This window comes from Actinoplanes solisilvae (assembly GCF_003999975.1).
Lineage (GTDB): Bacteria > Actinomycetota > Actinomycetes > Mycobacteriales > Micromonosporaceae > Actinoplanes > Actinoplanes solisilvae.
This window is the reverse complement of sequence record NZ_RJAC01000022.1, coordinates 27,951-51,361: the sequence shown is the minus strand read 5'-3', so window position 1 is coordinate 51,361 and position 23,411 is coordinate 27,951. Positions and strand designations below refer to the sequence as shown.

Annotated in this window: 17 protein-coding genes and 1 pseudogene; 9 read left to right on the top strand and 9 right to left on the bottom strand. The window is 71.5% G+C overall.

Annotation, left to right across the window (positions count from 1 at the left end; translation table 11 throughout):
* Positions 1-36: 36 nt before the first annotated feature.
* On the top strand, positions 37-1,479 hold the full coding sequence (locus EER30_RS36990) for an EAL domain-containing protein (protein ID WP_127505793.1): 1,443 nt from the start codon (positions 37-39) through the stop codon (positions 1,477-1,479).
* On the opposite strand, the gene EER30_RS36985 is transcribed toward EER30_RS36990, so the two are convergent.
* The gene (locus tag EER30_RS36985) at positions 1,476-2,918 is read right to left on the bottom strand and encodes a cellulase family glycosylhydrolase (RefSeq protein WP_127505791.1); all 1,443 of its coding nucleotides are present in this window, start codon (positions 2,916-2,918) and stop codon (positions 1,476-1,478) included. The two genes, EER30_RS36990 and EER30_RS36985, sit on opposite strands and share 4 nt — an antisense overlap.
* Positions 2,919-3,174: 256 nt before the next feature.
* Between EER30_RS36985 and EER30_RS36980 the strand changes: the two genes are divergently transcribed.
* Positions 3,175-3,894: a hypothetical protein gene (locus EER30_RS36980; protein ID WP_127505789.1), complete on the top strand. Its 720-nt coding sequence runs from the start codon at positions 3,175-3,177 to the stop codon at positions 3,892-3,894.
* Positions 3,895-3,902: 8 nt separating this feature from the next.
* Here EER30_RS36980 and EER30_RS36975 read toward each other — a convergent pair whose 3' ends face one another.
* Positions 3,903-4,529, bottom strand: a complete 627-nt coding sequence (locus EER30_RS36975; protein ID WP_349290908.1) for an alpha/beta fold hydrolase — start codon at positions 4,527-4,529, stop codon at positions 3,903-3,905.
* On the bottom strand, positions 4,516-7,218 hold the full coding sequence (locus tag EER30_RS36970) for a helix-turn-helix transcriptional regulator (RefSeq protein ID WP_240670537.1): 2,703 nt from the start codon (positions 7,216-7,218) through the stop codon (positions 4,516-4,518). Before EER30_RS36970 ends, EER30_RS36975 begins: the two co-directional genes overlap by 14 nt.
* A gap of 81 nt (positions 7,219-7,299) precedes the next feature.
* On the opposite strand from EER30_RS36970, the gene EER30_RS36965 reads away from it, so the two are divergent.
* The 3 genes from EER30_RS36965 to EER30_RS36955 are packed head-to-tail and all read left to right on the top strand — an operon-like array spanning position 7,300 to position 11,697.
* The gene (locus EER30_RS36965) at positions 7,300-8,118 is read left to right on the top strand and encodes an alpha/beta fold hydrolase (protein ID WP_127505787.1); all 819 of its coding nucleotides are present in this window, start codon (positions 7,300-7,302) and stop codon (positions 8,116-8,118) included.
* The gene (locus EER30_RS36960) at positions 8,115-8,921 is read left to right on the top strand and encodes an alpha/beta fold hydrolase (RefSeq protein WP_127505785.1); all 807 of its coding nucleotides are present in this window, start codon (positions 8,115-8,117) and stop codon (positions 8,919-8,921) included. The genes EER30_RS36965 and EER30_RS36960 overlap by 4 nt, the downstream gene beginning before the upstream one ends.
* Before the next feature lie 52 nt (positions 8,922-8,973).
* Positions 8,974-11,697, top strand: coding sequence for a helix-turn-helix transcriptional regulator (locus EER30_RS36955; RefSeq protein ID WP_127505783.1), 2,724 nt, complete (start codon positions 8,974-8,976; stop codon positions 11,695-11,697).
* Between the two features lie 13 nt (positions 11,698-11,710).
* Here the strand turns inward: EER30_RS36955 and EER30_RS36950 are convergent, their stop codons facing one another.
* Positions 11,711-13,150: an XRE family transcriptional regulator gene (locus EER30_RS36950; RefSeq protein ID WP_240670536.1), complete on the bottom strand. Its 1,440-nt coding sequence runs from the start codon at positions 13,148-13,150 to the stop codon at positions 11,711-11,713.
* A gap of 132 nt (positions 13,151-13,282) precedes the next feature.
* Here EER30_RS36950 and aceA point away from each other — a divergent pair, with 132 nt between their 5' ends.
* From aceA to EER30_RS36935, 3 genes are all read left to right on the top strand, one after another.
* Complete coding sequence (gene aceA, locus EER30_RS36945; RefSeq protein ID WP_127505781.1) at positions 13,283-14,632, top strand: isocitrate lyase; 1,350 nt, start codon at positions 13,283-13,285, stop codon at positions 14,630-14,632.
* Positions 14,632-16,254 (top strand): malate synthase A, encoded by a 1,623-nt coding sequence (gene aceB, locus EER30_RS36940; protein ID WP_127505779.1) that lies wholly within the window; start codon positions 14,632-14,634, stop codon positions 16,252-16,254. The genes aceA and aceB overlap by 1 nt, the downstream gene beginning before the upstream one ends.
* 283 nt (positions 16,255-16,537) lie before the next feature.
* The gene (locus EER30_RS36935; RefSeq protein WP_127505777.1) at positions 16,538-18,019 is read left to right on the top strand and encodes a mannitol dehydrogenase family protein; all 1,482 of its coding nucleotides are present in this window, start codon (positions 16,538-16,540) and stop codon (positions 18,017-18,019) included.
* Between the two features lie 103 nt (positions 18,020-18,122).
* Here the strand turns inward: EER30_RS36935 and EER30_RS36930 are convergent, their stop codons facing one another.
* Genes EER30_RS36930 through EER30_RS36920 form a run of 3 tightly spaced genes read right to left on the bottom strand, consistent with a single transcriptional unit; the run spans position 18,123 to position 20,256 of the window.
* Positions 18,123-18,821 (bottom strand): phosphatase PAP2 family protein, encoded by a 699-nt coding sequence (locus tag EER30_RS36930; protein ID WP_127505775.1) that lies wholly within the window; start codon positions 18,819-18,821, stop codon positions 18,123-18,125.
* 31 nt (positions 18,822-18,852) lie between these two features.
* Positions 18,853-19,551 carry a phosphatase PAP2 family protein gene (locus EER30_RS36925; RefSeq protein ID WP_127505773.1) on the bottom strand — a complete coding sequence of 233 codons (699 nt, stop codon included), beginning with the start codon at positions 19,549-19,551 and terminating at the stop codon, positions 18,853-18,855.
* Positions 19,552-19,596: 45 nt separating this feature from the next.
* Complete coding sequence (locus tag EER30_RS36920) at positions 19,597-20,256, bottom strand: redoxin domain-containing protein (RefSeq protein WP_127505771.1); 660 nt, start codon at positions 20,254-20,256, stop codon at positions 19,597-19,599.
* Positions 20,257-20,652: 396 nt separating this feature from the next.
* Between EER30_RS36920 and EER30_RS36915 the strand changes: the two are divergent.
* Positions 20,653-21,246, top strand: a pseudogene (locus EER30_RS36915) (RNA-guided endonuclease TnpB family protein); the annotation flags it as partial.
* 10 nt (positions 21,247-21,256) lie between these two features.
* Here EER30_RS36915 and EER30_RS36910 read toward each other — a convergent pair.
* The gene (locus tag EER30_RS36910; protein ID WP_127505769.1) at positions 21,257-22,705 is read right to left on the bottom strand and encodes a HAMP domain-containing sensor histidine kinase; all 1,449 of its coding nucleotides are present in this window, start codon (positions 22,703-22,705) and stop codon (positions 21,257-21,259) included.
* Positions 22,702-23,394 (bottom strand): response regulator transcription factor, encoded by a 693-nt coding sequence (locus EER30_RS36905; protein WP_127505767.1) that lies wholly within the window; start codon positions 23,392-23,394, stop codon positions 22,702-22,704. The genes EER30_RS36910 and EER30_RS36905 overlap by 4 nt, the downstream gene beginning before the upstream one ends.
* Positions 23,395-23,411 lie beyond the last annotated feature (17 nt).

Here is a 23,411-nt window from a genome sequence, read left to right as displayed (position 1 = left end):
CCTCAGGCCAGAAAGTCGGCTGCCGATCGGACAGCTGTGCCCGACATCCACGACGTTCTCGACCGCCGCGCGGTAACGACGCTGTTCCAGCCGCTCATCGATCTCGCCTCCGGGCGGGTCCTGGGCTACGAGGCGCTGAGCCGTGGACCGGCCGGCAGCCCGTGGGAATCGCCGGCCGAGCTGTTCGCCGCCGCCCGCCAGGCCGGACGGCTGACCGAGCTCGACTGGATCTGCCGGGCCCGGGCGTACGAGTCCGCGCTGAACGCGGGGCTCGACGAGAACCTCACCTGGTTCGTCAACATGGAGCCGGCCGCCGCCCGCGCCGCCTGCCCGCCCGACCTGTTGCCCGTCGTCGAGCGCGCCCGCCGCGGGCTGCGCGTCGTCACCGAGATGACCGAGCGGGCCATCGCCTCGGACCCGTCCGGCCTGCTGCAGTCGATGGCGACGGTCCGTACCGATGGATGGGGCACGGCGCTCGACGACGTGGGCGCCGACCCGATGTCGCTCGCGCTGATGCCGTTCGTGCACCCCGACGTGGTCAAGCTCGACATGGGCATGCTGCGCGCCCCCGGTGATCCGCAGACCGCCCGGGTGGTCGCGGCGGTCGCCGCGTACGCCGAGTCGAGCGGCGCGATCGTGCTGGCCGAGGGCATCGAGACCGAGGAGCACCTGGCCGTGGCCCGCACCATGGGCGCCACCGTCGGCCAGGGCTGGCACTTCGGCCGCCCCGCCCCGCTGCCCGACACCGTCTCCGCGACCCCGCAGCCGTTGGCGTTCATCGCGTCGCCCCACCCCGAGAACCGCACCCCGTACGAGATCGTGGCCGCTCGCCGCCCGGTCACGCGCACCTCGAAGGCGCAGCTCATGCCCATGAGCCGGCACGTCGAGGCGCTGGTCACCGACGGCGGCGAACCGTCCGTGCTGCTCGCCTGCTTCCAGGAGGCCCGTCACTTCACCCCGGCCACCGCGCGCCGCTTCGCCCGGATGGCCGCCGTCAGCCCGTTGGTGGCCGCGCTCGGCGCCGGGCTCACCGACGCCCCCGCCCGTGGCGTGCGTGGCGCCTGCCTCAGCGACGACGACGCACTGCGCGGCGAGTGGAACGTCATCGTGGTCGGCCCGCACCGGGCGGCCGCGCTGGTCGCCCTCGATCTGGGCGATTCCGGCCCGCAGGGTGAGCGGCGCTTCGACTTCGCGCTGACCCACGACCGCGCGCTGGTCATCGAGGCGGCGCGCTCGCTGCTGGGGACGGCTGGCCCCGGCCCGGACCCCGGAGCTGGCCGGCCTGGCCTAGGACCCAACATCTGGGCCGACAAGGTCGGCGACACCAGCGTGAGCCTGGGCTTCCGGTTCGTCTCGCCGGACGGCCTGGTCGAGTACGCCCGCGGCACCCGCGTGCTCGTCAAGATCGACCCGGCCACCCGGCGGCCCGCTCCCTGGACCCCCGAGGCCCGCACCGACCTCGAGGGAATTCTCGCCTAGGAGATCGCGACGTCGTCGTACCAAACCGTGCCCGTGTTGTCGCCGCACTTCAGGTGCAGCTGAACGCCCGCCGCCCCGGCCGGCGCGACCGCGTCGACGAAGAGCTTCGTCCACGCGGTGGTGCCGACCGCCAGCCGGTTCGAGGTGTTCTGGCTGATCCACGTGCCGTTGATGTCGAACCAGCTCAACGAGATCTCGGTGATCCCGGTGGCCGAGACACCCCGGGCGTACGCCTCCGCGTGCCAGGCGTCACCGGGCTCGACCGGCGTCACCGGCGACGTGAGCAGCGAGGGCAGGTTGCTGCCGACCCGGGTCGTCCCCGAGAACCGGGCCGATTGCGTGCCCGTGCGCGGTGAGTCGGTGGTGATCGCGGCGGCCCCGGCCGACGGCTGGTACTTGCGCCACGGCGAGTCGATCGCGGCGGCCTCGAAGCCCAGGTTGAGCACGTTGTTCGAGGTGATCCCGGTCGTCCAGCCGGCACCGGCCACCGAGGCGCCGAGCTTCGCGGTCGTGTCGGTGCGGTAGAGCCCGTACTTGTATTGGGCGGGCTGGGTCGACACCTGGGAACCGGACGGGATGGCGCCGGGGGCGAAGTCGTTGAGCGTCCACGGCGCCACCGAGCCGACCCCGGCGTCGGCGGCCGCGCGGAAGACCCGGGCCAGGTAGGCGGCCTGTTCACCGTCGGTCGCGGACACGGTGCTCATCCCGGTCTCGCCGATCACCATCGGATCCGGCGCGATCGCGGTCCGGGCCCGGTTGATCTCGGCCAGGGACCGCTCCGACGCGCCGTAGAAGTGGAAGTCGTAGTAGTCCAGCGGGGTCGTGGCCAGCTGCGACTTGAGGCCGGCCATGCCGGTGTGGCCGCTGGCCGCGTCGACCGTGAGCGTGATCGGCATCGCCGGAACCGTGGTTCGGATCGCCGGGATCAGCTGACGGGCCCAGTGGATCGCGGTCGCGTCGGTCGCCTGGATCTCGTTCTTCAGCTCGACGGCGATCACCCGGGGATCATTCGCGTACGGCGTCAGCAAGCTCTGCGCCCAGGTGATGCTGCCGGTCACGTCGGTGTAGGCCGACCACCAGTCGAACAGGGTCAGCTTGACGCTCAGGCCGTTGCCGTCAGCGATGTCGATGAACGCGTCCAGCTTGTCGGCGTACGCGACCGACGGTGTCGGATAACCGAACGTGTACGGGAAAACGATGACCCGCACAGTGTCCGCGCCGAGGCCGGCCGCCCGATCGAGGTCGGTGTCGATGCGTACGGGATCGAAGCTGGTCCACATCGACGACCACCCGGCGTTCGACGGGTAGTAGTTGAACGCCTTGGCGTCCTGCACCGCGGTCATCCGGCTCGCCAGGGTCGGCACGGACGCGGCGTGCGCCGGGACGGCCGGCAGCAACAGGAAAGCCACAACGGTGGCCAGCAGGCGGAACTTGGACATGCGAATACCGCGCCTTCGGGGGGAGGTCAGACGCGGGGCGGATCGTCGTCGAGTGCCCACGGGCCGGGGGTCGCGGCGAGGCGTCTATCGATGACGGTAAGTGACGTTCCGCGGTGTCGGCAATGACTTCGATGTGCCACACCGGGCATGCGGACCGGGGTGTTCACCGATCCCCTCGCAGCCGGGCCCGGCCAGGCTGGTCAGCGAACCAACCGGGAGGCGAACCGACCGGCCGGCGTACCGAAGGGGGAAGGTCGTGAACGAACTGCTCGCGAAGGCCATCGAGGCACACGGCGGCGAGAGCCTGTGGTCGAGCTATGACCAGGTCGAGGCGACGATCGTCAGCGGTGGGGGCTTCTTCGCGCTCAAGGGCATCGTGCAGGACGACGAACCGCGCACGATGAAGGCGCTGCTGCATTCGGAATGGGCGTCGGTGGCACCGTACGGGGCGGCTGACCAGCGCAGTGTCTTCACGCCCGATCGCATCGCCGTGGAGAGGACGGACGGTTCGGTGGTCGCCGAGCGGCTGTCCCCGCACGACTCGTTCGCCGGTCACCAGATGCACACCCCGTGGGACGCGCTGCAGCGCGCCTACTTCAACGGCGAGGCGCTCTGGACCTACCTCACGTCACCGTTCCTGCTGGCCATGCCCGGCGTACGGGTGGAGGAACTCGACCCGTGGGCGGAGGGCGACGAGACGTGGCGGGTGCTGCGCGCGTACTTCCCCGGCTCGATCGAGACGCACAGCGCCGTGCAGGAGTTCTACTTCGGCGACGACTTCCTGCTGCGCCGGCACGACTACCGCGTCAACATCGCCGGCGGTTTCCCGGCCGCGCAGGTGATGACCGAATACACGGACGCCGGGGGGATCAAGCTGCCGACGCGGCGCCGGGCCTTCGTACGTGGCCCGGACAGCCGGCCGGTCACCGAACTGGCGATGATCTGGATCGATCTCAGCGACATCAGGTTCAGCTGAGGCGGACGTCAGGAGCGGACGAACTCCAGCAGGTCGGCGTTGATGACGTCGTGATGGGTGTTCGGCATGCCGTGGGGATAGCCGTGATAGGTCTTCAGCGTCCCGTTCTGAACCAGCTTGGCCGACAGCGGGCCGGCGTCCGCGTAGGGGACGATCTGGTCGTCGTCGCCGTGCATCACCAGCACGGGCACGCTGATCTTCTTCAGGTCCTCGGTGAAGTCGGTCTGGGAGAAGGCCACGATGCCGTCGTAGTGGGCCTTCGCGCCGCCGATCATGCCCTGGCGCCACCAGTTCTCGACGACGGCCTCGTTGGCTTCGACGCCGGGACGGTTATAGCCGTAGAACGGCGTCGTGAGCTCGCGGTAGAAGGTGGACCGGTTCGTCGCCACCTGGGCCTGGAAGTCGTCGAAGACCTTCTTCGGGGTGCCGCCCGGGTTGGCGTCGGTCTGCACCATGAGCGGCGGCACCGAGCTGATCAGCACGGCCTTCGCGACCCGGGTCTCGCCGTGCCGGGCGAGGTAGCGGGTGACCTCGCCGGATCTGCGTGCCGTCGTTGCTGGTGATGGTCGGCATGTTGCCCCCTCCTCGACGTCTGCTCGATGAGGAGTCTGGGCGTAGGCCTCACCCCGGCGAATCTGTGAACACCCCGGTGCGGGACCCCGGGTGGCTCAGGTGCCGGGCCAGCTGGTGCCGGGAGGTGATGCTCAGCTTCAGATACACCTTGTGCAGGTGGTACTCGACCGTGCGGGTGCTCAGGAACAGCCGCCCGGCGATCTCGGGGTTCGACAGGCCGTCGGCGGCCAGGCGGGCGATCTGCTCCTCCTGCACGGTCAGGTCGTGGTCGGCCGCCGCCCCGGCCCGGCGTGGGGTGCTTCCGGCGGCGCGCAGCTCACGGGCGGCCCGGTCGGCGAACCCCGCCGCGCCCATCGCGCTGAAGCGGTCGTACGCGATGCGAAGGTGTTCGCGTGCGTCACCCCGGCGGCGTTCCCGGCGCAGCCACTCCCCGTACAGCAGATGGGTCCGAGCCGCCTCGGCGCGCATCAGCGTGCGTTCCAGCCGGTCGAGTGCCTCGCGGAAGCACGGCTCGGCGTCGTCGACGGTCAGCGCGGTCGAGCGGGCCAGCACCCCCAGCGCCCAGTCCGAGCCGGCCAGCGTCGTCGCCTCAGCCAGAGCGGCCAGGGCGTCGTCGGATCGCCTTCCGGTGCGGGCCGACGCCTCCACCAGCTCGGCCAGGGCCCAGTTGCCGATCGTGTGGAACGGTTCGCGTATCGCGGCCCCGTGAACGGCGGCCTCGTACGCCTCCTCGTAGCGCCCCCGGCCGTTGAAAACCACCGCCTCGGCCCAGTGCAGGATTCCGACCCCGGTCGTCTCGCCCCGCTGGGCGGCCCCCTCGCGATAGACCTGGACCAGCCGGACCACCTCGCCGGCCTCGCCCCGCCAGGCAGCGGTGCCCAGCGCCGCGACAGGCACCTGGCGCACATTCGTGAGCTCGGCGACCGCGGCGAATTCGTCGGCTGCGCGCGCGGCGCTCGCCAGATCACCCATGAACAGCCGGGCCAGGCTGTAGACGTTCAACGCGACCGGACGTTCGGCGACGTCGCCACGGGCGCGCATCTCGGCGAGGTGGCGGGCCGATTCGCGGTCCCAGCGCTCGTCCGACCAGAGCACCGCCGCCATGACCATCGGCAGCCAGGCCTCCACGGCGGGCGGTGGCCGGTCGCAATATTCGTCGAAGGCCTGATGCAGCAGACGGTGCGCCTCGCCGGGCGCGTCGCGGAGCCGATCGAGACCTCGGAACAGCAGGTCGGATGCGGGCCGGGGCCGGGTCGGGGGCACGGCGGCGACCGCGCGCGCGGCCACGGCGAGGATCCGGCCGCCGGCCATGGCAGCGCCCAGCGCCTCCACATAGGTGTCCCGGGCCGCGTCGGGATCGATCGGTTCGAGCCGCCGGGCCGCGTCGAGCAGCATCGTCACGGGCCCGTCGCCGTAATGCTTGACATAGGCGATTCGCGCCCGTTCCACGTTGACCTGATGGGCCTGCTGCGGGGTGAGCGGGCCGCCCTCGGCCGCGGCCAGCAGGGCCAGCGCCGCGTCGAGCCCGCCGCCCTGCAGCTCGGCCCGGGCCGCGCCGATCGCGCGGCGGGCCCGGCCGGCCGGGTCGGCGGTCAGCTCGATGGCCCGGCGCAGGAAGGCCGCCGCGGCCGCCGGGGCGCCCCGCCCGAGCGACCGGGCGGCCGCGTCCTCCAGCTCGGCCGCCGCCCGCTCGTCCGGCGCCGCGGCGGCCTGGGCCAGGTGCCACGCGTACCGGTCGTCCTCGGCGGCCGGGGTCACCTCGGCCAGCGCGCGGTGGACCCGGCGCAGCTCGTCGGTTGTAGCGGCCCGATAGACGGCCGAGCGGACGAGCGGATGCCGGAACCGGAACTCCGGTTCGACCAGCCCGGCGAGCACGGCCGGGGCGGCCGCGTCCGCGCCCAGACCGAGCCGCTGGGCCGCCCGCTCCACGAGGGCGGTGTCGGCGAGCGGTTCCGCCGCGGCGACGAGCAGCAGCTGTCTGGTCCGGGCGGGCAGGACGGCCAGCCGGGCGCGGAAGTCGGCCTCGATCTCCCCGGCCAGGGCGCCCGGACGGACGAAACCGCTCGCGATCTCGGCCGGTGTCATCGCGCGGGGCAGCTCCAGAATGGCGAGGGGGTTGCCGCGCGCCTCGCGCAGGATCCGATCACGGATGCGCGGATCGAGCGGCGCGGGAACCGCCACGGCGAGCAGGACGGCGGCGTCCGCCGGGTCGAGCCCGGCGAGGTCGAGCTCGTCGAGTCCGGCCAGCTCGGCCACGGCTCGGCGCGCGGCCAGGACGAGGCCCACCGACTCGGCGTGCAGCCGTCGCGCGACCAGGGCGAGGGCCCGCGCCGACGCCTGATCGATCCATTGCACGTCGTCGACCAGGCAGATCAGCGGCCGCTCGGTCGCGGCGTCGGCGAGCAGGCTCAGGGTGGCCAGCCCGACCATGAGCCGGTCGGGCGCTCGGCCCGTACGCAGCCCGAACGCGATCGCGAGGGCGTTCCGCTGCGGCTCGGCCAGGTGGGGCAGGCGGTCGAGCAGGGGCGAGCACACCTGGTGCAGGGCCGCGAAGGCCAGCTCCATCTCCGACTGGATCCCGGCGACCCGGATGACCCGGCAGCCGTCGGCGCGCCCGGCCAGTTCGTCGAGCAGCGCCGTCTTGCCCACGCCAGGCTCCCCCCGGATCACCAGCGCGCGGCTCCGCCCGTCGCGGACGTCGCCGGCGAGCCGGTCGAGCATCCCGCGTTCCGTGCTCCTGCCCAGCAGCACGCTCCCGAGCGTAGCGGCAGGTGCCCTGACCAGGGTGCTCACAGATTCGGGCCGAACGGGCAACGACCAGGCTCCGCAAGCATGGAAACGGTCACGAGCAACGGCATCGAGTACGTCTACCGCCGCCAGGGAGAACCCGGTGGGCTTCCGCTGGTGATGTGCCAGCACTTCCGCGGCAACCTCGACAACTGGGATCCGGCGCTGCTCGACGCGCTGGCCGCCGAACGCGAGGTGATCGTCTTCGACAACGTCGGCGTCGGCGGCACCAGCGGGCGCACCCCGTCGACGGTGGCCGAGATGGCGGCCGGCGCGCTCGAGTTCGTCGACGCGCTGGGCCTGGCCAGGATCGACCTGCTCGGCTACTCGCTCGGCGGATTCGTGGCCCAGGAGCTCACCCTCGTGCGGCCCGACCTCGTACGCCGTCTCGTGCTCGCCGCGACCGCGCCGCAGGGCGCCCCCGGCATGCACGGCTGGGTGCGCGACATCATCGACGCGGTCGGCTCACCCCAGACGACCGGCCCTGACCTGCTGCACGCCTTCTTCACCGCGTCGGCCGCGAGCCAGCAGGCCGGTAAGGAGTTCCTGGAACGGTTCTCCGAGCGCACGACCGGCCGCGACACCCACACGAGCTGGCAGACCCGCAACGCCCACTACGACGCGGTGGTGCGCTGGGGAATGCCGAACTTCTCGCTGCTGGAGCGCCTGCAGGTGATCGACTGCCCGGTCTTCGTGGCCAACGGCGACGACGACCGCATGATCCTGCCCCGCTACTCCCACGTGCTGGCCGGCCTGCTCCCGAACGCCACCCTCAAGCTCTACCCCGACGCCGCCCACGGTTTCCTCTTCCAGCACCACGCCGAGTTCGCCGCCGACGTCCACACCTTCCTGGACCAGTCATGATCAAGACCAGCTTCCGTACGATCGACGGCCTCACGATCCGGTACGCCGAGAGCGCGCCTCACGACCGCCACGCCCTGCTGCTCAGCCCGTGGCCGGAGAGCCTGCACGCGTACGACCAGATGTGGACCCGCCTCGCCGGCCGCGCCCACCTCGTCGCGATCGACCTGCCCGGTTTCGGCCACTCCGACCGCAGCCCCGACCTGCTCAACCCCAGCGCCATGGGCGAGTTCGTGGTGCGGGTGGCCGACGAGTTCGGGCTGGAGCAGCCGCACGCGGTCGGCCCCGACGTCGGCACCTCGGCCCTGCTCTTCGCGGCGGCCAAGCACCCCGGCCGGTTCCGCAGCCTCGTCGTCGGCAATGGCAGCGCGGCCGTCCCGCTGCAGCTCGGCGGCATCCTCAAGACCGCGGTCGAGGCGCCCGACCTGTCGGCGTTCGGGCAGCGCGACCCGCGGGAGTCGGTCGCCGCCGTGCTGGGCCTGCTCGAGCACTACGACCTGCCGGCCGACGTCCGCGAGGACTATCTGAGCGCGTACGCGGGTGACGGTTTCGTCGAGTCGCTCGAGTTCATCCGGTCGTACCGTACGGAGCTGCCCCTGCTCAGCGGTCTGCTGCCCGAGATCGAGACGCCCGTACGGATCATCGCCGGTGATCACGACGGCGGGGTGCTGGCGGCCAACGCGACGTTCCTGCGCGAGCGGCTGCCCGAGAGCCGGATCGACTGGCTCGAAGCGGGTCATTTCGTGTACGAGGACCGAGCCGACGCGTACGCGGAGCTGGTGACTGATTGGTGGGAACGCGTCTGAGCTGCCTCTTCGACTCCTTCCGGCGGCGCTGACGGGCGTCTAGGGTCAGCTTGTGCTGCTCGCGCGCGCCCAGGAGATGGGCCGACTCGACCGTCTTGTCGAGGATGTCCGCCTGGGGACGGGCCGCGCCCTCGTCGTGCGCGGCGAGCCCGGCATCGGCAAGACCACGCTGCTCGATCATCTCGCCGAGCGCGCGAAGGGTTGCCAGGTCGTGCGCATCGTCGGCATCCAGTCCGAGATCGAGCTGGCCTACGCGGCCCTGCACCAGCTCTGCGACCCGCTCATGGACCGCCTCGGCGACCTGCCCGAACCCCAGCGGGAGGCGCTGGCCACCACCTTCGGTCTGCAGCCGGGGCCGTTCCCCAACCCCTTTCTCGTACGTCTGGCGACGCTGAGCCTGCTCTCCGTGGCGGCCGAGGACGAGCCGCTGCTCTACATCGTCGACGACGCCCAATGGCTCGACCGTGAGTCGGCGCAGGTGCTGCTCTTCGTGGCCCGGCGGCTGGCCGCCGAGCCGGTCGGCATGGTGTTCGGGTGGCGCACCCCCAGCCCCGACATCGGTTTCGACCTGATCGAGTCGCTGCCGCTGGCCGGGCTCGGCAACAAGGACGCGAGCGCGCTTCTGCGGGCCACCGTGCAGGGCCCGATCGACCCGCGCGCGTTGTCGCGGATCGTCCTCGAGACCGGCGGCAACCCCCTGGCCATCGTCGAGGCGGCCCGCGTCCTGACCCAGGCCGAGATCACCAGCGGCATCATCCACTCGGCCCTGGCCCGCCAGCCCGGCGAGGTCGAGCGGGGTTTCGCCGCCCGGTTCGCGGGCCTGCCCGACGACACCCGGCGCCTGCTGCTGATCGCCGCGGCCGAGCCGTTCGCCGACCCGTGGCTGGTGTGGGGCGCCGCGGCCCGGCTCGGCCTGACCCTCGACGCGCTGACCCCCGCGATCGCCGCCGGTCTGTGCGAGGGCGGCACGGTCGTCCGTTTCACCCATCCTCTCGTACGCTCCGCCGTCTACTACGCCTCCACCGACGACGACCGCCGTACGGTGCACCGCGCGCTCGCCGAGGCGACCGGCACCGAGGTCGACCCGGACCGCCACGCCTGGCACCGGGCCCGGGCCGCGCGGACGGTCGACGAGGACGCCGCCGCCGGGCTGGCCGCCGCGGCCGAACGGCTGCTGGCCCGCGGCGGTCCGGCCACAGCGGCGACGCTGCTGCGCGACGCGGTCGAGCTGACCGAGCAGCCCGAGCTGCGCGGCGCGTGGCTGCTGCGGGTCGCCCGGGCCGAGCTGCTGGCCGGCGACTTCGGTGCGGCGCTGGCCGCGCTGGCCGCCGCCCGCGCCGCGACGCTGACCGAATCCGGTGTCGTGCACGCGGACCTGCTCGAGGCCGAGATCGCGTTCACCGCCGACCGCGGCAACCGGGCCACTCCCCTGCTGCTGCGGGCGGCCGACCAGCTCGTGCCGCTCGACCCGGCGCTGGCCCGCGACACCTACCTGGGCGCCTTCAACGCGGCCCTGGTCGCCGGCCCGCTCTCCGGCGGCACCGGCCTGCGCGAGGTCGCCCAGCGCACGGCCGCCGCGGCGCTGCCCACGCCGGTCGCGCCGCACGAGCGGCTGCTCGACGCGATGGTCACGCTGTGGAGCCAGGGCCGGGGCGAGGCGGCCGGGCCGTTCCGCGACGCGCTCGCGGCCTTCCGGGCCGAGCCTCAGGACCATTCCGTACGGGCGCGGTGGCTCTGGCTGGCCTGCGTCATGTCGATCGTCACGTGGGACGACGACGCCTGGTACGCGTTGTCGGAACGCCAGCTCGACGAGGCCCGCGCGGCCGGCGACCTGGCCGAGCTCCCGCTCGCGCTGACGTCGCGCATCTTCGCCCACCTGTTCACCGGCGAGTTGCGTACGGCGTCGTTGCTGGCCGAGGAGGCGAACGCGGTCACCGAGGCGACCGGGCAGCAGATCGGCCCGTACGCCGCCCTCGGGATCGCGGCCTTCTCGGGGTCGGAGAGCGACTTGCGCACGCTGGTGGACTCGTCGCTGGGCGACGCGCGGGCCCGCGGCGAGTCGTCGGCGGCCGGGCTGATCCATTGGGCGTGCGCGATCGGGTTCAACGGGCACGGCCACTTCGAGCAGGCCTACGAGTCGGCGAGCGCGGCCCGCGCCTACTACGACGAGTTCGACGCCGGCCGGGTCTGGGCCGCCACCGAGCTGGTCGAGGCGGCTTGCGCGACCGGCCGCCGCGACGTGGCCCGGGCCGAGCTCCAGCGGGTGACCGAGTCGGCCGAGGCCGCCGGCACAAACTGGGCCCTCGGCGTGGCCGCCCGGTTGCGGGGGTTGCTCGGCGACGGCGAACCGGACTTCCGGGAGGCGATCGAACGGCTGCGGCAGACCCGATGCCGGCCCGACCTCGCCCGCGCCCACCTGCAGCTCGGCGAGCACCTGCGGAAGTCCCGGCGCGTCGGCGAGGCCCGCACCGAGCTGCGCACCGCGCACGAGGCGTTCACCGAGATGGGCATGGCCGCGTTCGCCGCCCGCGCCGCGACGGGCCTGCGCGCCCTCGGCAGCCCGGTGCGCGCCGGCCGCAACGACGGCCACGAGCACGGCCTGACCCGCCAGGAGGCCCGGATTGCCCGGCTGGCCGGCTCGGGTCTGTCCAACCCCGAGATCGCCGGCCGGTTGTTCCTGAGCCCCCGGACGGTCGAGTACCACCTGCACAAGGTCTTCGTGAAGCTGCGGATCAGTTCACGGGCCCAGCTCACCGGGTCGATCGCCGAGACCTGATCTTGCGGGCCGGTCAGGCCCGACGGTCGAGGAACTCGTAGACGTCCTGCGCGTCGACGCCCGGGAACGTGCCCGGGGGCAAGGCGGCGAGCAGGTGGGAGTGCACGCGGGCGCTCGGCCAGGCCTGGCCCGCCCAACGGTCGACCAGGGCGGCCGGTGGGCGGCGGCAGCACGACGGGTCGGGGCAGCGGGAAACCGTACGCCGGCTGGTGTCTCCGCCGCGGAACCAACGCGCGTGCTCGTACGGGGTCCCGACCGTCACCGAGAATTCCCCGGAGCGCGTCGACTCGATGTGGACGGTGCACCAGTAGGTGCCCGCGGCCGTGTCGGTGAACTGGTAGAACGACGAGTACGGATCCTCGGACTGGAAGATCGTGCGCGAGGCCCAGCGGCGGCAGATCGGCTGCCCCTCGATCGCCCCGGTGACGTCGGACGGGAAGCCGACCCCGTCGTTCTCGTAGGCCTTGTAGACGATCCCGCTCTCGTGCACCCGTGTGAAGTGCACGGGAATCCCGAAGTGGTGCGTCGCCAGGTTGGTGAACCGGTGGGCCGCCGTCTCGTAGGAGACCCCGAACGCGTCCCGGAAGTCGTCGATCGCCAGTGCCCGGTCGGCCTTCGCCTCGCCCAGGAACCCGACCGCGAACTTCTCGGGCATCAGCAGCGCCGCCGCGAAGTAGTTCGCCTCGACCCGCTGCCGCAGGAAGTCGCCGTAGTCGACCGGCTCCGGATGCCCCAGAACGAAATGCCCGAGCGTCTGCAGCACCACCGCCCGCGGGTCGTGGCCCTTGCCGCTGGCCACCTGGGGCAGATAGATGCGCCGGTTGGTCAGGTCGGTCACCGACCGTGTCGAGCCGGGCAGGTCGCTCACGTAGTGCAACGTGAACCCCAGTTGCGCGGCGATGTCGAGGATGCCGCGCTGCGACAGCGGTCCGGTCGTGTGCTTGACCGAGCGCAGCACGTTCGCGGCCGCCGCCTCGATCTCGGCGAAGTAGTTGTCCCGCTCGCGCATGTCGATCCGCAGCTGCGCGTTCGCCCGCCGCGCCACCTCCGGGGTCGCGCTCTGCTCGGTCAGCAGCCGGTTCAGCTCCCGATGCAACCCGACCAGGCTCTCCAGCGCGTCGGCCGGCAGCCGCCGTCCCCCTTTCACCGAGGGCAGACCCAGGCCCGCGTACGCCGGTGAATGCTGGAAATGTGCGAGATCGATCTCGAGTCCGGCCCGCCGGCTGGGCGCTTCGGGGCGCAGCAGATCCTGCAGCGGTACGCCCAGCGCGCTCGCGATCGACTGGAGCACCGACAGCTTGGGCTCCCGCTTGCCGTTCTCGATCAGCGAGAGCTGCGACGGCGCCCGGCCGACGGCCTCGCTGAGCTGCTCGAGCGTCAGACCTTTCGATTTGCGCAGGTGGCGCAGGCGTTGTCCGAGGGTCACGAGGTCAACCGCGGGGGAATCCGTCACGCGTTTTGACGCTAGCAGAAATTCTTCGTTTCTTCTCGTCACAAACGGCTTCAGAGGGTCGGGCGAAGTGCGCGAAAGTCGAGTTCTTCCACGAAGCAAACGCGAGCGACAGGGCAGGGAGGGACTTTTCCGATGACTGATCAGCTGACCGAAGTCAGGGGCGGTACCGCAGCGGACCTCACCAGGGCGTGGGCCGGCGATCCGCGGTGGCTGGGCATCACGCGCAGCTACACCGCGCACGACGTGGTCAAGCTCCGCGGCAGCGTCCAGGAGCGGCACACCCTGGCCGAGCGCGGCGCGCGGCGGCTCTGGGAACTGCTGCACAGCGAGGACTACATCAACGCGCTGGGCGCGATGACCGGCGGGCAGGCCGTGCAGCAGGTGCGGGCCGGGCTCAAGGCCATCTACCTGAGCGGCTGGCAGGTCGCCGCCGACGCGAACCTGGCCGGCGCGACCTACCCCGATCAGTCCCTCTACCCGGCGAACTCGGTCCCCGCCGTGGTCCGCCGCATCAACAACGCGCTCATGCGGGCCGACCAGATCGACACGGCGGCTGCGTATGCCGCCGGCGCCGGGTCCTCCGGACGGCGCGGAGAACCCGGAGAAAGACCCGGTGAGAAGCACGACCGCGACTGGTTCGCGCCGATCGTGGCCGACGCGGAGGCCGGGTTCGGCGGGCCGCTCAACGCGTTCGAGCTGATGAAGGGCATGATCGCCGCGGGCGCGGCCGGCGTGCACTGGGAGGACCAGCTCGCCAGCGAGAAGAAGTGCGGCCACCTCGGCGGCAAGGTGCTCGTCCCGACCGCGCAGCACATCCGCACGCTCAACGCGGCCCGGCTCGCCGCGGACGTGCTCGGCGTCCCGTCGCTGGTCATCGCGCGCACCGACGCCCTCGCGGCCGACCTGCTCACCACCGACGTCGACGAACGCGACCAGCGGTTCCTCACGGGAGAGCGTACGGCCGAGGGGTTCTTCCGGGTGCGCAGCGGGCCCGAGGCGGCCATCGCGCGCGGGGTGGCGTACGCGGACTATGCGGATCTGATCTGGGTGGAGACCGGCAAGCCGGACCTCGAGTTCGCGAAATCGTTCGCCGAGGCCGTGCACAAGGAGCACCCGGGCAAGATGCTGGCCTACAACTGCTCGCCGTCGTTCAACTGGAAGCGCAACCTCGACGACGCCGACATCGCCCGGTTCCAGAAGGAGCTCGGCGCGATGGGTTACAAGTTCCAGTTCGTCACGCTGGCCGGCTTCCACGCGCTCAACCACTCCATGTTCGAGCTGGCCCGCGGCTACGCGGCCGACGGCATGACCGCGTACGTGAAGTTGCAGGAGGCCGAGTTCGCGGCCGAGGCCGACGGCTACACGGCGACCAAGCACCAGGCGGAGGTCGGCACCGGCTACTTCGACGCCGTCGCCACCGCGCTCAACCCCACGTCGTCCACGACCGCCCTCACGGGCTCGACCGAGACGGAGCAGTTCTGATGACCGCCGAAGAAATCACCGTCACGGGTACGACCGAGGGGCGCTACGGCGAGATCCTGAGCCCGGGCGCCATCGAGTTCGTGGTCGCGCTCGACCGCGAGTTCGGCGCCCGGCGCGTGCAGCTGCTCGACCGTCGCCGCCGCCGTCGCACCACCCGCACCGATTCGCTGAACTTCCTGCCCTCGACGGAGTCGGTGCGCTCGTCCTCGTGGACCGTGGCTCCCCCGGCGCACGACCTGCTCGACCGGCGCGTCGAGATCACCGGGCCGCCCGAGCGCAAGATGACGGTCAACGCGCTGAACTCGGGCGCGCAGGTGTGGATGGCCGACTTCGAGGACGCCACCTCCCCCACGTGGGAGAACGTCGTGCTCGGCCAGGCCAACCTGCGCGACGCGCTCGACGGCACGCTCGACTTCACCGCCCCCGACGGCCGTGAGTACAGGGTCAACGGCTGGCTCCCGACGATCATGGTGCGGCCGCGGGGCTGGCACCTGCCCGAGAGCCACCTGCGGGTGGGCGGGCGGCCGGTGTCGGCGGCGCTGTTCGACTTCGGGCTATACCTGTTCCACTGCGGGCAGCGCCAGATCGACCGGGGCAGCGGACCCTATTTCTACCTGCCCAAGCTCGAGTCGCACCTGGAGGCGCGGCTCTGGAACGACGTGTTCGTCTTCGCCCAGGAGGCGCTCGGCATCCCGCGCGGCACAATCCGTGCCACCGCGCTCATCGAGACGATCCCGGCCGCCTTCGAGATGGACGAGATCCTCTACGAGCTGCGCGAACACTCGGCCGGGCTGAACGCGGGCCGTTGGGACTACCTCTTCAGCATGATCAAGAACCGGCCCGACGTGGTGCTGCCCGAACGGTCGTCGCTCACGATGACCACGCCGTTCATGCGGGCGTACACCGAACTGCTGGTGCGCACCTGCCACCGCCGCAACGCCCACGCGATCGGCGGGATGGCCGCGGTGGTGCCCAGCCGTGACCCGGTGGCGGCGAAGAGGGCGCTGAACCAGGTTCGGCAGGACAAGCGGCGCGAGGTCGGCGACGGCTTCGACGGATCGTGGGTCGCCCACCCCGGCCTGGTCGACACGTGCCGCGAGGTCTTCGACCAGTGGCTGGGCGAAGAGCCGCACCAGATCGTGCGCAAGCGCGAGGACGTGCAGGTGACCGCGGTCGAACTGCTCGACGTGCGGGCGCTGGGTGTGCAGGTCAGCGAGGTGGCGCTGCGGACGAACGTCAGCGTGGCGCTGCGCTACGTCGCGGCGTGGCTGGACGGACGGGGCGCGGTGGCGCTCAACGGCCTGATGGAGGACGCGGCGACGGCGGAGATCTGCCGTACGCAGCTCTGGCAGTGGATCCGCTCGGGCACGCCGACCGACTACGGGGTGCCGGTCAGCGCGGCGCTGGTCAGCCGCATGCTGCGCGAAGAACTGGACGTGCTCAGCGAGACCGGCGCCCTCGACGAGGACTCGGCGCGCCGGTTCGGTCAGGCCCGCACCCTGCTGACCGTCCTGCTGAGCGAACGAACGTGCCCGGAGTTCCTGACCCTGCCGGCCTACCTTCGGCACCTGTCCGGCGGGTCCCCGGCTCCGGTCCCGGATCAGGCGCCTGTCGCCGCCTGATCGATCGAGGGCGCGGTCCCGGGGTTCCCGGGGCCGCGCCCTTCCGCTTCGCCCCCTCTCGGTTCGCCCCACCGGTCGGGTCACCTTTCCCTCGGTTCGCCTCACAGAAAACGGGCATGGGGAGACGTAACTCGGTCACCGGGGCTCAGGCGTGTTGGCACATGGCCAAGACTCGGATGACCGAAGCGTGCAGAAGATCCTTCAGCTCGGTCGCCCGTGACCAGGGCGATCCGGTGCGATGCTGTGGGAGATCCCCGAACCGCTGCCGGGAGGAAGAGCCGTCATGCTGCCCCTCAACGCCGAGACCCTGTCCCAGCTCCCCGCCGACCTGGCCGTCCCCGCCTACGATCGCCGTCAACTGAAGACCGGGATCGTCCATTTCGGGGTGGGCGGCTTCCACCGGGCCCACCAGGCGATGTACCTGGACCGCCTCATGAACGCGGGCAAAGCTCTCGACTGGGCGATCTGCGGAGTCGGGGTGATGCCGGCCGACCGGCGCATGCAGCAGGTCCTCGACGCGCAGGACGGCCTCTACACGCTGGTGGTGAAATCGCCGGACGGCACGCTCGACGCGCGGGTGATCGGGTCGATAAAGGAATATCTGTTCGCGCCGGACGACCCCGACGCGGTCATCGAGAAGATGACGTCCCCGGCGATCAAAATCGTGTCGCTGACGGTGACCGAGGGCGGCTACAACTTCAACGCGATCACCGGCGAGTTCATGGCCGACAACAAAGACGTCCAGCACGACCTGGCCCTCCCGGGCGCCCCGCGTACGACGTTCGGGCTGATCACGGCCGCGCTGGAGCGCCGGCGCGAGCGAGGACTGCCACCGTTCACAATCATGAGCTGCGACAACATCCAAGGAAACGGGGACGCGGCCCGGCACAGCTTCGTCGCGTTCGCCACACTGCGCGACCCCGGCCTGGGCGCGTACGTGCGGGAGACCGTCCGCTTCCCCAACAGCATGGTCGACCGCATCACGCCGGTGACGACCGACGACGACCGCGACGAGGTGCGCAAGCACTTCGGGGTGGACGACGGCTGGCCGGTGGTGTGCGAGCCGTTCACGCAGTGGGCCCTCGAGGACAGCTTCGGCGACGGGCGGCCGGCGTGGGACGAGGCGGGCGTGCAACTCGTGCCGGACGTCGAGCCGTACGAGCTGATGAAGTTGCGCCTGCTCAACGCGTCGCACCAGGCCCTGTGCTACTTCGGCTATCTGTCCGGCTATCGGCTGGTGCACGACGTGGCGCGTGACCCGGTGTTCGCCCGGTTCCTGCTGAACTACATGAGGCAGGAGGCCGAGCCGACCCTCGATCCGTTGCCGGGCATCGACCTGGACGCCTACCAGCATCAGCTGATCGAGCGCTTCTCGAACGCCCAGGTGAAGGACACGGTCGCGCGGCTGTGCGCGGAGAGCTCCGACCGCATCCCGAAGTGGCTGCTCCCGGTGATCCGCCAGAACCTCGCGTCGGGAGGTCCGATCCAACTGTCAACCGCCGTGGTGGCTTCGTGGGCCCGCTACGACGAGGGAGTGGACGAAGACGGCGCACCCATCGAGATCGTCGACCGCCTGCGCGACTCGCTCAACGAGATCGCCCTGCGCCAGCGCGACGATCCGACCGCGTTCATCGAGAACCGCGAGGTCTTCGGCGACCTCGCCGACAACGAACGGTTCGCGACGACCTATGTCGCGGTGCTGCGGAGCCTGCACAGCCGAGGGGCGAAGACAACCCTCGAAGGGCTGGTGCCGTCCGAGGGTTAGCGCGCATCGGGGTGCCGGGCCCCGGCTGTGCGGTTACGCCAGGATCCGGCACCCCGGGTTGCTCAGCGTTGTTCGCCTACGTTTCGTCGGCGGCTGAACGATGCTAATGCGCCACCTTGCGTGAGCTGAGCCGGAAGCGTTGCGGGACTGCCCAGCGTACGGCTCGGTTGAGGATCTCGCGGGCCATGATGACGACGCAGGTTATGCCGTTGAGGAACGATGCTGTCACGTCGGTGGGATGGTGCATGCCGCGGTAGAGGCGGGCGCAGGCCACGGCGACCGGCACCAGGACCAACAGCCAGGCCAGGCGTTTTGCCCAGGTCTGATGCAGCAGGGTGAAGAGGAGCAGGGCCAGGCCGACGTAAAGGGCCACCGCGGCCGAGGTGTGGCCGGACGGGAAACTCGACGTGGGTGGGGAGTCGTCCATGCGGTGGACGGCGGGACGTTCGCGGTCGATGACCAACGTCGTGAAGAAGAAGACGAGGGCCTGGGCGGTGACGGCCAGGCAAAGGAACAAAGGCTCGCGCCAGCGGCCGAGTTTGAGACGCAGGATCACCGCGGCCACGCCGGTCACGGCGATGATGACAGGGGTGCTGCCGATCAGGCTGACGATCTCGCTGATGACGTTGAGAGGCGCTGTGCGGTGGGCCTCGAAGTCGCGGTTGATGTCGTCCTCGACGGTCAGCGGCCAGGCGTCGTTGGCCACCTTGGTGGCCAGCAGGCCCAGGCCGACCATCACTCCGAAGAGGACGGCCACGGGGAGCAGCAGTCGCCGGAGCACTTGGGGGATCACTGGGGGCATGTCCGCCGTACCTACCCGATAGTGACGGTTGTTACGCCTGATCGGGGGCGGCGGCATTGGCGCCGACCAGTTCCGGGCGGCGCCGGCGGCGGGCTGCGAAGGCGGCGGTGGTCACGGCGACGACTATCAGGCCGAAGAGCCAACCGGCCAGTACGTCGCTGAGGTAGTGCACTCCCAGGCCGATGCGGAATGCGCCGGTCACCGCGGGGATGGCGATGCCCGCGATCAGAAGCAGGCGCCGGTGGCGTACGAGAGGCAGCACGACCGCCAGAACGACGGCGGCGCCGAGTGCGTTGTTCAGCGCGTGACCCGAGGGGAACGAATAGCCGACGGCCGTCGCGACCGGGTCGAGGAACGAGGGGCGGTCGCGTTCGAAGAGCAGTTTCAGGAGGGCGCCGAGCAGGCCGCCGGCCACCGTGGTGATCCCCACCCACCAGGCCAGCGAGCGCGCGCCACGGCGGACGAGCCAGATCACCAGGCCCAGTGCGGCGGCCCGCCACGTCCACGGGTCGAAGACAAGGCACCACGTCCACATGAAGTCGACCAGGGCCGGATGGGCGGCCGAGAAGGCGTGCACGGCCACGCTGACGTCCTGGTCGACGCGGTGCAGCCAACCGACGTTGCCGACCACGAGCGCGGCGATCACCGCGAACGGCACCAACAGGATCACCGCGCCCGCGGCTGCCACCGCGAGCCGCACCTCAAGTCCGTACTCTTGCTGCTCCCGCATGGGGACTAGCTATACCCGGCAATTCACCTCTGATACACCTGAAGTTCATCGCGAGAAGTCGAGCGCCCCCAGAACGCGGCCGGGCTCGGGGTGGGCGGCGCCGTCGGGGCGGACGTCGGCGAAGCGGACCAGGCCCGTACGGTCGGCGACGACCACAGCCGGGAAGGGCAGGACGGAGCGGCCGGTGCCGAGCAGCACGTCGGCGCCGGGTGCGTGGAAGCCCAGGTTGAACGCGTCGATGAGCAGGTGGCGCGGGTCAGCGGCGACGAAGTAGCTCAGGTCGTGGCGGCGCTTGAGCTCGGCCAGGCGGTCGGGGTGCTGGGGGCTGACGGCGACCAGGTGGGCGTCGGTCTCGAGGAGCGTGGGCATGAGCCGGTGCTCGTAGTCGGCCAGGGCCGCGCCGGCCGGCGCGCTCGCCGCGTGCGGGAAGAAGACCAGGACGACCGGGCCGGTCCGCAGCAGGCGGTCGAGGTGGATGGGGCCGAGGTCGGCTTCGAGCAGCGGTACGGAGGGCAACCGGTCGCCGGGCTTGACCATGCGGTCCCAGATGTCGTCGCGGTCGAGCGCGTCGAGGGCCGGGCGGCGGGAATCCACGATGCGGGAGCGGGCCGGACCCCGCGGCCGACCGGTGCGCGAGCGGGCGGGAACGGCCGATTCGTCCCGGGCCGGGAGCGACGGCGTGGTGCTGTGCGCGGCTGTGGTCATCGGGTCCACCCATCCAAATGCCTATTTAGCAGATAGGAGATATAGCTTACGCGCCCGGGCGGATGCGGACCACCGCGATTACAGGGAGGCTCGTCACTCACGGTTGCCCGGCGGGGGCGGCTCGGCTGCCCGCGGACGGGGCGACCGGCTCGGGCGGCGGCATGACCATATCGGACGGTTCCGCGACCGAAGCGCCCGCATCCGGCGAAGCGGGGCGCAACACCCGCCAGGCCGGTGCGGGCCGCCGGGCGGCAGACCCGGCACTCCGGATCATCCTTCGGTGGAAAACGGCGTAAAGGCCGGCACTCTCGCCGGGCAAGTCCGCCTGAGCGCCGTTTCTAACGGTCGTTTCAGGTTCGCCCGGTATGAACCGGGCATCGCCGGGCGACGCGGGTCTCGACCCCGAAGGGCAGCCATTCGCGTGCGGCGGCGCGGCTCGGCCGCGCGCATGCCAGGGTCGCTCATCTGCGCCGCGACACGATCCACAAGCTCACCAATAAGTTGGCGGCGACGTACGGCACGGTGGTGGTCGAAGATCTCAACGTCGCCGGCATGCTCACCAACCGGCGGCTGGCCCGGCACATCGCCGACGCCGGGTTCGCCGAAATCCGGCGGCAACTGGCCTACAAGATTTCGTGGAACGGCGGCCGGCTCGTCGTGGCCGACCGCTGGTATCCGTCCTCCAAAACCTGCTCGGCCTGTGGCGCGGTGAAAACCAAGCTGGCCCTGTCCGAGCGTGAATACCGTTGTGAGGCGTGCGGGCTGGTCATCGACCGCGACCGCAACGCCGCCCTGAACCTCGCCGCCCTCGCGGCACAGTTCGACACCGCCGGGAGTGGCTCGGTGGCAGCACGTGGAGCCGACCAGAAGACCCGCGCACGCGGGCAGGTGGCCGTGAAGCGTGAACCCGGCACCACACTTGTGGGTCAGGCCGGGACCGTCCCGCCGCAAGGCAGGACTATCGATCATGTGCTCACCAAAGCACACTGAAGGGTAACGGTCAGCGCGCCGCTGTGTCCTCCCCGGCGGTGCGGCGCGCGATCGAGCCGGGCGGGGCCGCGGCCGGAAGGTCGACCCGAAGCAGCGCGCCACCGCGCGTGGACCGGGCGACAGTGGCCCGGCCGCCGTGGGCGTCGACGACCCGCTGCACGATCGACAGCCCCAGACCGGATCCCGGCAACCCCCGGGCGCTGTCGGCCCGGTAGAACCGGTCGAACACCCGCGGTACGTCGACTGCGTCGATGCCCGGCCCGGCGTCGTCGACCTCGAGCACCGCCGACGCGCCCTCGGCCCGCAGCCGGACCCGGACCGGCTGGTCCACGGGGGACCACTTGCCGGCGTTGTCGATGAGGTTGAGCACCGCCCGTTGAAGCGCGGCGGGACGCCCGCTCACCCACGCGGAGGTCACGTCGAGCGCGACCTCGATGTCAGGCAGGCGGGAACGCGCCCGGGCCGCGGCGGCCACCACCACGTCGGCGAAGTCGAGCAGCTCGGTGCTCTCGTCGCTGACGTCACCGCGCGCCACCTCGGTCAGCTCGGCGGCCAGGGTGCTCAACTCGGCCACCTGGGCGCCGAGATCGTTGAGCAACCGGGTCCGGCTCTCCGCCGGCAGGGCGCTGTCCAGGGTGCCGCGCCGATCGAGCCGGACCAGCAACTCGACGTTGAGGCGCAGGCTGGTGAGCGGGGTCTTGAGTTCATGGGCGGCGTCCTCGGCGAGCAGCCGCTGGGCCCGCCGGGAGTCCCGGAGCGCGGCGAGCATGTCGTTGATCGACCGGATCAGCCGCCGGATCTCCCCACCGCCCTCATCCGGGATGTCGGCGTCGAGATCCCGGGTGTGCGCGACACGGACCGCGGCGGCGGTCAGCCGGTCGATCGGCGCCAGCCCGGTCCGCGCCACGGTCCGCCCGACGACGGCGCCGCCGACCACGCAGAGCAGCCCGATCAGCAGGAACCCGAACCCGAACTGGTTGATCGGGCTGTCGTCGGCGGCGAGGGCCACCTGGACCGCGCCGTCGCCCGCCCGCAGCGTGTAGATGAGGTAGCCCTCTTCGCTGTCGTTCGACTCCATCAGGTCGGCCGACGCGCCCTGCGCCACGCGCCCGGCGTGCACGCTGACCGGGGGCAGCGCGGGTTGGCCGACCGGCGTCCGGGCCGAGCCGTCGGGCAGGATGACCCGCACCAGCCGACCGGACCCGGGATATGACGGTAGCTGGACCTGCGCCACACCGGCGTGCTCCGCGTCCGTCGCCAGGACGCGGGAGTCGGCGCGCAGCTGGTCCTCGGCGGTGTCCCGCAGCTTCCGATCCATTAGCTCGCTGGCCACCTGGAAGGCCACGAACACGCTGACCGCGATGGCCGTCGCCGCGATCACCGTCAGCCTGGTCCGCAGGGACCGCCGGCGCCACCATCGGGTCAGCCGGCGCGGTTCCCGGCCGGCGGACCTGCTCACGGCGGAGTCTCCCGCAACGTGTATCCCAGGCCGCGCAGCGTGTAGATCAATCGCGGCTCACCCTCGGCCTCCATCTTGCGGCGCAGGTAGCTCACGTACACCTGGAGGTTGTTGGCGGTGGCGCTCATGTCGAAGCCCCAGATCGCCTCGAACAGCGCGTCGCGGGTCAAGACCCGGGTCGCGTTGCGCACGAGAACCTCCAGCAGGGAGAACTCGGTCCGGGTCAAGCGCAGCGGCCGCCCGCCACGCCACGCCTCGAACCTGTCGGGATCGACCCGGACGTCGGCGAACGACAGGACCTGCGACTCCCCGCCGGCCGGCGTGCGCCGGCGCAGCAGGGCCCGAACCCGGGCCAGCAACTCCTCGGTGGCGAACGGTTTGGGCAGATAGTCGTCAGCGCCCGCGTCGAGCCCCGCGACCCGGTCGGAGACCTGGTCACGGGCGGTCAGCATCAGCACCGGCAGATCCCGGCCCGCCGCCCGCAGCCGCCGGCAGGTCTCCAACCCGCCGAGGCGAGGCATCATCACGTCGAGGATCAGCAGATCCAGCGCGTCACCGCCCGCCCCACCGACCCCGTCGAGCACGGCGAGACCGTTGGCGACGGTGCTGGTGTCGTAACCCTCGACCTGGAGCACCCGCTCCAGCGACTCACGGATGGCCCCGTCATCATCCGCGATCAGGATCCGCACGCCGGCCCGCCCCCCTT

Excerpts from the sequence above, each read along its gene's own strand:
- EER30_RS36985 (WP_127505791.1), bottom strand. The coding sequence starts at position 2,918 with ATGTCCAAGTTCCGCCTGCTGGCCACCGTTGTGGCTTTCCTGTTGCTG.
- EER30_RS36965 (WP_127505787.1), top strand. The coding sequence starts at position 7,300 with ATGGAAACGGTCACGAGCAACGGCATCGAGTACGTCTACCGCCGCCAG.
- EER30_RS36960 (WP_127505785.1), top strand. The coding sequence starts at position 8,115 with ATGATCAAGACCAGCTTCCGTACGATCGACGGCCTCACGATCCGGTAC.
- aceA (WP_127505781.1), top strand. The coding sequence starts at position 13,283 with ATGACTGATCAGCTGACCGAAGTCAGGGGCGGTACCGCAGCGGACCTC.
- aceB (WP_127505779.1), top strand. The coding sequence starts at position 14,632 with ATGACCGCCGAAGAAATCACCGTCACGGGTACGACCGAGGGGCGCTAC.
- EER30_RS36935 (WP_127505777.1), top strand. The coding sequence starts at position 16,538 with ATGCTGCCCCTCAACGCCGAGACCCTGTCCCAGCTCCCCGCCGACCTG.
- EER30_RS36930 (WP_127505775.1), bottom strand. The coding sequence starts at position 18,821 with ATGCCCCCAGTGATCCCCCAAGTGCTCCGGCGACTGCTGCTCCCCGTG.
- EER30_RS36925 (WP_127505773.1), bottom strand. The coding sequence starts at position 19,551 with ATGCGGGAGCAGCAAGAGTACGGACTTGAGGTGCGGCTCGCGGTGGCA.
- EER30_RS36920 (WP_127505771.1), bottom strand. The coding sequence starts at position 20,256 with ATGACCACAGCCGCGCACAGCACCACGCCGTCGCTCCCGGCCCGGGAC.